This is a genomic window from Mycobacterium sp. TY815 (genome assembly GCF_030755135.1).
Taxonomy (GTDB): Bacteria; Actinomycetota; Actinomycetes; order Mycobacteriales; family Mycobacteriaceae; genus Mycobacterium.
Genome location: NZ_JAUFRX010000005.1, coordinates 177,928 through 189,009 on the forward strand (window position 1 = coordinate 177,928; position 11,082 = coordinate 189,009).

The 11,082-nt window shown below is 62.3% G+C and carries 9 protein-coding genes and 1 pseudogene; 6 read left to right on the top strand and 4 right to left on the bottom strand.

From position 1 onward, the window contains the following. Positions 1-85: 85 nt before the first annotated feature. The 4 genes and pseudogenes from QXK92_RS32365 to QXK92_RS32380 form a co-directional block, all read right to left on the bottom strand. The gene (locus QXK92_RS32365; RefSeq protein WP_306248644.1) at positions 86-481 is read right to left on the bottom strand and encodes a DUF86 domain-containing protein; all 396 of its coding nucleotides are present in this window, start codon (positions 479-481) and stop codon (positions 86-88) included. Continuing rightward, the gene (locus tag QXK92_RS32370; protein WP_306248646.1) at positions 471-836 is read right to left on the bottom strand and encodes a nucleotidyltransferase family protein; all 366 of its coding nucleotides are present in this window, start codon (positions 834-836) and stop codon (positions 471-473) included. The genes QXK92_RS32365 and QXK92_RS32370 overlap by 11 nt, the downstream gene beginning before the upstream one ends. Positions 837-855: 19 nt before the next feature. Beyond that, a complete protein-coding gene (locus QXK92_RS32375) occupies positions 856-2,100 on the bottom strand; it encodes a restriction endonuclease subunit S (protein WP_306248648.1) in 1,245 nt (414 codons plus the stop codon). Continuing rightward, positions 2,097-3,221 (bottom strand): annotated as a pseudogene (locus QXK92_RS32380) (class I SAM-dependent DNA methyltransferase); the annotation flags it as partial. The gene QXK92_RS32375 and the pseudogene QXK92_RS32380, both read right to left, overlap by 4 nt. 215 nt (positions 3,222-3,436) lie before the next feature. Between QXK92_RS32380 and QXK92_RS32385 the strand changes: the two are divergent. From QXK92_RS32385 to QXK92_RS32410, 6 genes are all read left to right on the top strand, one after another. After that, positions 3,437-4,726 (top strand): site-specific integrase, encoded by a 1,290-nt coding sequence (locus tag QXK92_RS32385; protein ID WP_306248710.1) that lies wholly within the window; start codon positions 3,437-3,439, stop codon positions 4,724-4,726. Positions 4,727-4,887: 161 nt separating this feature from the next. Then, the gene (locus tag QXK92_RS32390; protein ID WP_157932037.1) at positions 4,888-6,540 is read left to right on the top strand and encodes a hypothetical protein; all 1,653 of its coding nucleotides are present in this window, start codon (positions 4,888-4,890) and stop codon (positions 6,538-6,540) included. Continuing rightward, positions 6,537-8,603: a hypothetical protein gene (locus tag QXK92_RS32395; protein WP_306248651.1), complete on the top strand. Its 2,067-nt coding sequence runs from the start codon at positions 6,537-6,539 to the stop codon at positions 8,601-8,603. The genes QXK92_RS32390 and QXK92_RS32395 overlap by 4 nt, the downstream gene beginning before the upstream one ends. Beyond that, positions 8,600-9,016, top strand: a complete 417-nt coding sequence (locus QXK92_RS32400; protein WP_079615617.1) for a hypothetical protein — start codon at positions 8,600-8,602, stop codon at positions 9,014-9,016. Before QXK92_RS32395 ends, QXK92_RS32400 begins: the two co-directional genes overlap by 4 nt. Before the next feature lie 214 nt (positions 9,017-9,230). Continuing rightward, positions 9,231-9,416: a helix-turn-helix domain-containing protein gene (locus QXK92_RS32405; protein WP_052525842.1), complete on the top strand. Its 186-nt coding sequence runs from the start codon at positions 9,231-9,233 to the stop codon at positions 9,414-9,416. 2 nt (positions 9,417-9,418) lie between these two features. Continuing rightward, positions 9,419-11,082 (top strand): SNF2-related protein (locus QXK92_RS32410; protein WP_306248688.1); only part of this gene is annotated, 1,664 nt, incomplete at its 3' end.

The window sequence follows — 11,082 nt, forward strand, 5'->3', positions numbered from 1 at the left end:
ACGGCGATTTGGCCCGTGAAAGTGCGGACGGTCAGGGCCGCGTGGCGGTCCTCAGTGAGTTCGAGGAACTGCTCAAATTGCCGGTTCAACTCCCGCCCTCCTCGCGAGTTGCGTCCGTATCGATGGACTGAGGATCGCCTGGCGACTCGGCCAGCAATGTCCGCACCGCCGTTTCCAACTGTGGAAGTTTGTCTGTCAGGACCTGCCACACAAGGGCGTCGTCGACGTTCGCGTATCCGTGAATCAAGATGTTTCGGAAGGCCACGATCCGCGGTAGTTCGGGAACTTGCGCCGCCATGTCGGCGTTGCTCTTAGCCAGCTGACTCAACGCCTCTCCGACTATCTCGAATTGCCGTTCGACGGCTGAGCGCAGCAGCACGTCATCCTGGTATTCCGCGAAGGTCTTTCCGGCGGCAAATTGGTGCAGGAATCCGGCCGCGCGCAGCGCGTCCCACAGGTACTTTCGTGGATCAGGCTGCATAGATCAGTTCTCGCGTCTGCATGACGCGCTGTCTGAAGTAAGGATTAGCCAGGCCGGATGCCGTCACCACGTCAACCGGCCGGCCGATGATTTCTTCGAGCCCTTCTTTGAGCGCGAAGTAGTGATCGAAATCGGGGCCTGCCTCGAACTCCACGAGTACATCGACATCACTAGTGTCGACGTCGAACGAGTCGCTGACAGCAGAGCCGAACACGTCCAAGCGGCGCACTGACAGCTCGCGGCACAACGCCTGTATCTGGTGCCGCTTCGACTCGACCACCGCATGCACTGCGCTCACCTCCGCGTTTACATTCTGCCTGACCGGCAGCGCTGCCGTGCTCAAGGCTTTGCTCAAGTCTGCAGAAGTGCGAGCATCAGGCGGCAGATTCCGACACGTCGATCTGGCCTGTGACGGCGGCTGTGATAAGTGCCGACTGGCGTTCGCGGGCGAGTTCGATGAACCGCGCAGTCTCGGCGATCAGAGTGTCGATCCTCGATGTCTGGTCGTCGAGTTGGGCCGCGATTCGCCGCTGCTCATCGAGGGCGACCCGCGCAACTGGGAATCGCTTTAGGTCTTCGCATGTCAGTGCACCCTTGGTGGATCCGTTCTCGTCGCTTACAGCACGCAGTTCGCCGTATTCGGCCGTCAGGCACCACAAGAGGTAATCGGAATCCCAATAGTCCGTCTCTGGCGTCACGTAGGCCATGTGCTGGTTGATCGTCGCCTCGATGTCCAGGATCGTTGATGTTCCTCGCGTCTTACCCTGCCCGGTCAGCGCAACCAGCACCGAGCCTGGGGGAACGAGTGGAAGGTGGCATTTGGCGACGGCTTCGACAGTCACGAACTGCGTTGCGGCAGTTACCCGGTCCTGATTTACGACGGCGCTGTTCAGCCAGGGGATGCCGCCCCGCTCCCAAAATGACTGTTCTTCGCGGCGTGGAGTTGACCCGTTCCCGATGCGGGTTCGCCTTCCCAGCTTGTCTGCCGCAATCGAACCGGACCTGGGATCGGGAACTGAAGTCCGGATGACCGCGGCACGCCGTTCTCGCAGCATCTCGATCAATCGCTGCTGCTCCTCGATGAGTGTGGCGATTCGGGCCGTCTCGCGGTCTAGGTATCCGACGATGGCATGCTGTTGGGGGAGGGGCGGGACCACGATCTCGATGCCAGCAGCGTCGCGCTGATAGATCGTTTGGTGAGTGGAACCCATATTAAGTGCCCGCAACGCGGGAGCAATAGCCTTGAACTGATAGTTGAGGTACTCCGGCATCAGATCTGGACCGCAGACCCAGTTCCAGAAGTCTTGGCTGGTCGCCATGGGCCTCGGCATCACGCCAGAAAAGCCGACGGAGGCAGTGCGTGAGAGTACGACGGTTCCGGCGGGAAGTAACTCCGCCGCGGAATTGGCCAGCCCGAGCTCGGAGATTTGGTTGGCCGTGTCACCGAGATAGACACGTCGGCCATCCCTCAGCTGCCAGACGTCCGCGAGCGTGAACCACGGAATCGTGACGTTCTCCCAGTATTCAGGCTTGGAGCGACTCGGAGTATGCCCTGTCTTCATAGTCGCATAGCGCCTGATATTCGCTCGGCGCCACCCGTCCGGGAGGTTAGGGCTCACTTCTCAATCTCCTTCAGCAGGTCGAGGATCTTGGCGACCTGGTTCTCCAGGTCGGCGTCAATCTCGGCGAGCGGCCGCGGCGGCACGTACTTGTAGAAGTGTCGGGTGAACGGGATCTCGTATCCGACTTTGGTTTTCGCGATATCGACCCAGGCGTCGGGGACGTGCGGACCCACCTCGGCTTCGAAGTACGCCTTGATCGTCGCTGCCCGACCGGCATCACCTGAGGTGTTGCCGCCGTAGGTGAACGGTACGTTCTCGGTATCCCGCTTTTTCGCGTCTGGCTTTGGGTTGCCCTTGCGGTCCGTCACCGACTTGCCGTCGTCGTCGAGCAGCGGGCGTTCGACGGTGATGGTCCAGTATGCGAAGTCGTTGGCGGTGAACACCTTCGAGTAGTCGGGGTCGGCCTCGTCGAAGGCGTCATAGAGAGCCAGGATGCGGTCGCGAGCCTTGGCGTCGACCTCGCGGTTCTTCGCGCCGAGGTTCTTGCGGATCTTCGTCCAGAACGAAGTGGCGTCGATTAGTTGGATCTTGCCCACGCGCTCAGGACGTTTCGTGTTGTCCAGGATCCAGATGTAGGTGGCGATACCAGTGTTGAAGAACATGTTCGTCGGGAGCGCCACGATGGCCTCGACCAGATCCGATTCCAGCAGCCATCGCCGGATCTTGGACGGGCCGGATTCGGCGGCGCCGTTGAACAGCGGCGAACCATTGAGGACTATTCCGGCGCGGCCACCACCGTCGTGAGTGGGCCGCATCTTGTGGGCAAGGTGGCAGAGGAACAGCATCTGGCCGTCGCCGATGGACGGAAGACCGTGCGAAAAGCGGGAACCCGCGGCGAGCGCTTCCTTCTCGACGGCCTCGTGGGATGCCTTCCAGTCGAAACCATAGGGCGGGTTGGACATACAGAAGTCGAACGTGCGGTCCCAGAACTGGTCATCGGCCAGGGTGTCGCCGAGCCGAATGTTGCCGGCGTCTTGCCCTTTGGCGATCATGTCGGACTTGCAGATTGCGTACGACTGGTCGTTGATCTCCTGCCCGTACAAGCGCAGCCGGGCATCGGGATTGCGTTCCAGGAGCCGCTCCTCGGCGACCGACAGCATTCCGCCGGTGCCGGCGGTGGTTATGCGCTGTATTTGGGCGTGTCTCACTCGGATCCATGCGCAACCCCGTTACAGTGCCCGCAACCCTGACTACAGAAGGGCCGTTGAGGGGGACGCTGCCGGTGGATTTGTACTTCGCTGACTGGTCGCTGGTGTCGCGGCCGGACGGGTTGAAGGCGGTCGGCTCCGACGCCATCTCGACGCCACGAGTGCCCGACGGGACTCCGGTATTGGTGGACGATTCGATGCGCCCGGTGGAACCTTGGTGCACATTCCTGCGGCTGTACTCGCAGAATCTACGTCGGAACTCTGTTGTCGCCTATGCCCGCGACGCGCTCGAGTTCGGCCGGTTCCTAGAGACGAGAGGCGTTGGGGTGCTAGATGTCTCGGAGTCGGACCTGGTGGCCTACCGGGCGAACCGATTCGCTTCCGGGGTCTCGCCGCGTTCGTGGGCTCGGCAATTGGTGGTGATTCGAGCTCTCTTCACGTACTTGTACGAAACCGGGCGCAGAGACAGTTTGCCGTGGATTCAGGTCGGCAGCCGGTCGGTGGTGACTCCGCGGATTCCTCGGACTGAGATGGATGTTCGGGCGCTTTCTCACGCGCAGTGGGTCGCGTTGCGCGATGTTGGGTTCGGCGGGGAGTTGCCCACGGGAGAGCTGGATCGCTCCTACCGCGGCAGGTCTACGGTCCGAAACGCGTGCGCCGCCGAGCTGGCACTGACCACGGGGATGAGGCTCACCGAATGGAGCACCCTGCTGGACGTCGAGGTCCGATCGGAGGGGGCTGGCACTTCACTGGTGCTGGAGGCATGCGCGAAGAACGGCCGTCGACGCCGAGTTTATGTTCCGGCATCCACCGTCCAGAGAGTTGAGCTGTACCGCTGCACGGAGCGGAAATCGCTGGTGCGGAAGGCCCAGGCGAGCTTGCGCCGGAAACTGCCGAATATGGCGGTGGTCCACGACGTTGACCTGCCGGCGGGCAAGCTGGTCTACACGCTTAATGGTGACGAGCGGCGCGACGAGTTCGCGACGATTCCGCCAGAGACGCGACGCGTACTGGTGAAGGTGACTCCTGGCGGGATCGAGCCACTGTCGCTGTTCGTCGGTCGAGGCGGCCTGCCGCCATCGCAGCGGCGGTGGCACCAATACTTTGAGGAGGCCAACGACCGGCTGGCGAACTTCGAGGGCCAGGTTCCGATCATGCCGGTGGCGGTCACGCCACACGACTTGCGTCATACCTTTGCCGTGGTGATGCTGCGTAGCCTGCAGGCGCGTGCTGCGCAGCTCGAACGATCGCGTCCCAAGCACGGGTTCGGCACCATCAGCGAGCACATCATTCACAACCCTTTGTTGACTTTGCAGCGTCTGCTCGGGCATGCCGGCCCGTCCACGACGATGGTTTATCTGCGTTATGTCGATGAGTCAGACGAGCTCATTCAACGTGCCTTCGAGTCGTGGAGCGACAACGAACGTGACTACGCCAGTTACGTTCTCGCGCAAATTGAGGCACAACGGCCGTGAACGATTCCGACCGCCAGCCGCGTACTGTGACGTTTCCGCCGGGTGGTCCGCTGAAACAATCTCGAATCGATCCAGCCCAGTACGTTGCGACACGGCTCGTGGCTGAACTGGCTGACGCGTGGAAGGAATGCGCAGAGACCGCGTCGCTATCACCTGGCACAGTGTCCCGCCAATCCAGCGTGGTTCGTAGTGTCGGGAAGTTCCTTACCGCGGACGCGGACAGATTCCTGACATTGTCCGGCGACGGCGCGGACGTGGCCCGGCGGCTGCATGATTGGGAATCGGCGATGGTCGCCGAGTTTCCCCCGCCCAGCGTCCGAGCCAAAGACCTGGGCATGGAGCTTCGCAATCAAGTCGCCCGCTACCTGCAGTCCAACGGGATTCCCGGCGGTGTGCTGGCGGACTGGGCGAACGGCCAGGTGTTAGACGGACGGCCATGGCAGGAACTCCCGCTCGACGAATTCAGCAACAACGAGCGCCTCCAACTTGAGCAGACCTGCCGGCAGATCGTGCGCGACACAGAGGACCGTCTGGCGCGCGGCGACGCCCTACTTCGCGATGGCCACGATCCGCGGATCCACGGGTGGAACCGCGTGGAGAACGTGCTGTGGGCTTTGCGCAATGTGCCCTATGAGGATGGGTTTCACGTCCATCTCGCCGGATCACGACGCCAACTTGATCCGCTGGAGATCGACCGCATGTCGGGAGTGCGACGCGCCCCCGCGCGAATCAAGGCCCCACCACTGCTGACTGCCGTCGGCGCATTCCTGGCTCCCGATGCCGAGTATCTCCTGGCCATCCGGGTGTTACTGCATTTGCAGACCGGATGGTCGCCCGAAGAGAGCGCTCGACTCTGTCGCGAGGACATCGAGTTCGGCGTGGAGTCCGTGCGGGTTCGGGCGACAAAGGCGCGTGCCCAACGGATCCGATGGCACACCCTGGCCTCGCCGCGGGACCAGCCGTGGGGGTGGAAGGCTGGCGACCTTGTGCGGCGAGCTGCCCATGCCATGCGCCACGCCCACGCGCTGACGCCGGATCAACCGCTGTTCTGGGTGACCGGATGCCGGTCTGTCCGTGATCGGCTCGACCACGAGTACCCCCATTACGTGGTCCGGGAGCACCACTTCGGAAAACTCAACACGCTGAAGAATCTGATTGAGCGCCACAGCCTCTCGATCAGCCAACCCCACGACATGCGCCGGCTCCGTAAGACGGTCAAGAGTGCACGCGCGGCTCTGCTGGGCACTCTCGCCGGCGCTGCCGGCGACGACCACACCGTCGAGGTCTTCCGCGACCACTACGCGCAAACCACGACCGTTCACACGATCGCCGCCCAGACGGTGCTGCGTGCGCAGCAGAAGGTCCTGCAACGCGCCTCACAGGGACCAACATTCGTGGCCGCGACGGCAGCCGAGGTCTCCGAATCACCGACAGATCCCGAGCTCGCCGAAATTGCCGCCACCGTCGCCGCGGAGACGCCCACTGAGCAGGAACTGACGATCGCTGCTTGCCGAGATCCCTATGACGCACCGTTCATGGATCAGGGCTCGCTATGCCATGCCTCACCGTCGATGTGCTTGCAATGCCGTAACGCCATCGTATTCCGCGATCACCTTCCGCGCCTGATCGCCTACCGAGAGGCACTGGACGCCATCGAGAACAACACGCCGCCGAGGGTGTTCAGCGAGATCTACGGCCAGCAGAGAGTCAACATTGACGCCATTGTCGCCGAGTTCCCACCCGAGCAGATCGAGGCTGCCCGCCCGGCGGACGTCCATTTGCACCGCCCGCTTGGACAAAGGGCTGAACAATGACCAACGCACCCGAGCCGCAGACTTGTCCGACACTGACAGGCTTCGATCCCGACGAGCCGGTGTTACCCGCTGACCGCCGCGTGACCGACGGGCCTGACCCCCGATTCGGGGACCTCCCGCGCTGGGATCTCACCGCCAGCGGTCTCGCACCGAACCTCAATGCTGCACAAGCACATTTGCGTTTCGATGTGTATCCCGACGGGTGGGTGCCGATCGCCAAAACCCTCGCGATGGCCATGCTGCAACCGGTCCACCCCATAGTCAGGCGAGCCGGAATCTATCGTTCCAATCGGCCCTACAAATTGAAGTCCATCCGACATGTCCTCACCGAATTGAGATACCTCGCGGAATGGGCCGCCAGGGCCGGTCTCACCGCCAACCTGTCGGCCTGGACTCACGCTGACGGTGAGGCCTACCTTGCCGAGCGAAAGGCTCGATCCTTCTCTGCCGGCCGTAGCGCCAACGACCTTCTGCGTCACCTCGGTGATTTCCGGGGGCTCCTGCCCAACGGCGGACTTTCCATCCAGGTCGACCCGTGGGCTGCAAGATCCGGCGGCGAAGTCAAGACTCCCGTCATCCCGCCGGAAACCTTCTGGCCACTGGTACGCGCCTGCTGGACCTACATCGAAACGTTCGCCCCCGATATCACCGCTGCTCGCGACGAAATTGCGCTCCTCAATACGCGTGGACCCAAAAACCGGGAGGTCCGTCCCTCGACACGGGATATCGACGATGCGCTTGACGCCTGGCTGTCATCACCTCAAGCCTTTGTTCCCCTGCACATCTACACCTTGGGGCGCGCACGGGCGGGAGACATCAACTGGGACGGCCTGGGTCTCTGCACGGCACTTCGATTGAGCGGCACCAACTTTTACGGCAACCGCGGACCTGCTCGGCAACTTCGCGTCCATCAGGCGATCAGCCAAGGCGTGCCCACTCGATACGGCTACAGCTCGGTCCAACCCGCGGCTGTTGAACGGCCCGACGGCACACACGGGCCCTGGATAAGCGGCTTCGACCGCATCATCGTCAGCAAGGAACTCACCCAACTGCGCAACGCCGCATACATTTTCGTCGCGATCATGACGATGATGCGTGACAGCGAAGTTCAAAGCCTCGCCACCGGGGCCATCGGAACACATTACGGTGCCCCCGCCGTCACCAGCACACTGCACAAGATGCAGCCATACGGCGGTACACCTCAACGCTGGTGGGTCAGTGAACCTGTCGTGAGGGCGCTCAAAGTCGCCGAGCAGATCACCCGCGACGAGAACCGGCTCTTCGGCGCGGTGCGCGAAGGCGTGCACCGCGACTTGGCAGGATTCGACCAGTACGAACAGATCCGATCGTTCGTGGCGTGGGTCAACGACCATTCGCCCCAGAACGGCTTGGAGCCCATTCCCACGACTCCGTTGGCGCCGCATATGTTTCGTCGCACCATGGCCGTGATCACCGCCAACGAGCCAGACGGCGAGATCGCACTTGGGATCACACTGAAACACAACGCCGTTCGCGCACTTGCCAACGCCACCACGAGCGGGTACGCGGCGCCCACGCCTGAATGGGCCAAAGAATTCGAACACCACGTCAAGGAGGCGGCCGCCGGGGAACTCGTCGCTGACTGGGCACGTCACGCCCAAGGCGACCACGCTCTGCGCGGTCCCGGCGCAACAACCTTCGCCAACGGCCTCGACGACGTCACCGACCGCGCCAAGACCACCGTCGCCATCGGTAACGAACGCATGCTCCGAAACCTGCTGCGCGACGAATTCGCCACCATCCGACTCGGCACCCTCAATCACTGCCTCGGTGACCCCGCCAAAGCGCTATGCCTGGAAGGCGCATCCGCAGCCGTGAAAGCCGGCGGCCCGATCCCGAGCATGTGTCAACCCGCCACCTGCCGAAACTCGGTCATCACCGACCGACACCTGCCCATCTGGCGGCGCGAGGAATCCGACCTCGTCGACAAGCTCAAGGACAAGAGAATGGCACCCGTCCATCGCCAGCGCCTCGAAACCCAGCTCGCCGACGTCCGCAAAATCACCCACCAGGAGCCGAAGTGACCACCGTCAGTCCGGCAACCGAGAAGAAGCTCCGCGACGCGATGGAGCGCCTGCTGGCGGGCAAGTCCAAACGGACTGACGGCCGGCTCACGAAAGCCAACTTGCACATCGAAGCCGGCGTCAGCCGCGCAACCATGAACCGTGCCACTGAGGTAATCGCAGACTGGAACGCCAGCGTCGGCACGGAACCCGCTCCTCGTGACGCCGAGCTCGCTGGACTACAGGCCACGGTCACGGAACTCAAGAAGTGCATCGCGAGGCTGCGCGAACACAACAGCCACCTCGAACGCAGAAACCGGGCCGCCGTCACCGTGATCGCAGAGCTCAACGCGCAGCTTCAGGCCAGTCGGGGCGAGACTCCGATTGGCACCGTCACGCCTATACGGGACCGTGCAGCACGCAGACGAAGGTGATTATCGGCCAACCTCAGTGTTCTGTTGGACCGACGATAACGACTGCCCACTTCTCCTCCGTCTCCTCGCCGGCGTTCGCCAACCCAAGCCCGGCGTGCAACGGGCTTCACCCGCTATACCCGGTCAAAACCGGTCCAAATGGGTCTCTTCCCGATAAGCTCATCTCGCCCATGCACCGAGGTGTCGATTAGCTATTAGCCAGGAGGTGTCGCCCGTGCCCGAGCCGTGGCTGTCAGCCGACGACATCGCTACCCACCTTGGCGTCACCAAGGACACCGTGTACGCCTGGATCGCCGAGAAGGGCATGCCAGCTCACAAGCTGGGGCGCCTGTGGAAGTTCCAGGCAGCCGAGGTCGACGATTGGGTTCGTCGCAACGGGGCGACGGCCGCGGAGGACTGAACGTGCACATCATCGACAACGTCAACGATCTCCTGGGCGACGATCTCAAGGCTGAGGTGCAGGCTGGGTCGAAGCTGCGTATCGCTGCATCGACATTTTCCATCTTCGCGTTTGAGGCGCTGCGCAAGGAGTTGGAGCGTCTCGAAGAGCTCGAGTTCGTCTTCACCTCGCCGTCGTTTGTCGCCGCGGCGGCTACCGATCAGCTGCCCAAGGAACGCCGCCAGTTCTTCATTCCGCCGGGATCGAACGGGGAGTCGTCGCTCTACGGTTCTCAGTTCGAGATCCGCCTGCGCAACAAGCTGACGCAGCGGGCCATCGCGCGTGAATGTGCGGAGTGGGTGCGCCGAAAGGCTCGCTTCCGGTCGAACCGGACCGGTGCACCGATGCAGCAGTTCGCCGTTGTGGATGACAAGGTCGCCTACCAGCCGATCCAGGGGTTCACGTCTGCCGACCTTGGTTACGAACGTGGGAACGCGGTGTCGAACGTCGTGACCAAGCTCGACGATGCTCCCATGGCACGGCAATACGCCGCCCTGTTCGATCAGATCTGGAACAACCCCACGCAGCTCGAAGATGTCACCCAAGCGGTGTACGACCACATCGCGAGCGTGTACGCCGAAAACTCACCGGCGCGAATCTACTTCCTGATCCTGTACAACCTGTTCTCGGAATTCCTCGACGACATCAGCGAGGACGTCCTGCCCAACGACCGCACCGGCTACCAGGAAACGCAGGTCTGGCAGAGCCTGTACAACTTCCAGCGCGACGCCGCGACGGGAATCATCAACAAGCTAGAGACCTACAACGGCTGCATCCTCGCTGACAGCGTGGGACTCGGGAAGACCTTCACCGCGCTTGCAGTGATCAAGTACTACGAGCTGCGCAACAAGTCCGTCCTGGTGCTTGCACCGAAGAAGCTTGCGGAGAACTGGACCAACTACAACGCAAATCTGACCACCAATATTTTCGCTCGCGACCGGTTCAACTACGACGTCCTTGCTCACACCGATCTTTCCCGCACCAGAGGTGAATCGTTGGGTCTGCGGCTCGACCGAATCAATTGGGGCAACTACGACCTCGTCGTTATCGACGAGTCCCACAACTTCCGCAACGCCGACTACGCAGAAGAAAAAGAGTCGCGCTACCAGCGGCTGATGCGTCAAGTCATTCGCGAAGGCGTCAAGACCAAGGTGCTCATGCTGTCGGCCACACCGGTCAACAACCGCTTCAACGACCTGAAGAACCAACTCCAGCTCGCCTACGAAGGAGAGTCCGAGAACCTAAGCCAGCACCTCAACATCTCGACGACGGTCGAGAAAGTGTTCAGCGACGCGCAGCGCGTCTTCAACGAGTGGTCCAAGCTCGACCCCGAGGCGCGCACCACCGACCGCATCCTGCAGATGCTCGACTTCGACTTCTTCGAACTGCTCGACTCGGTCACCATCGCGCGGTCCCGCAAGCACATTCAGGCGTTCTACGACACCACCGAGATCGGTACTTTCCCGCAACGGCTCCCGCCGCGGTCGATTCGTGAGCCGCTCTCCGACCTCCCCGATGTGCCCGCATTCAACGAAATCTTCGGACAGCTTCAGGTGCTCACCCTGGCGGTCTACACGCCGCTGGCCTACGTATTCCCAAGCCGGATCGGCAAGTACGAAGATCTCTA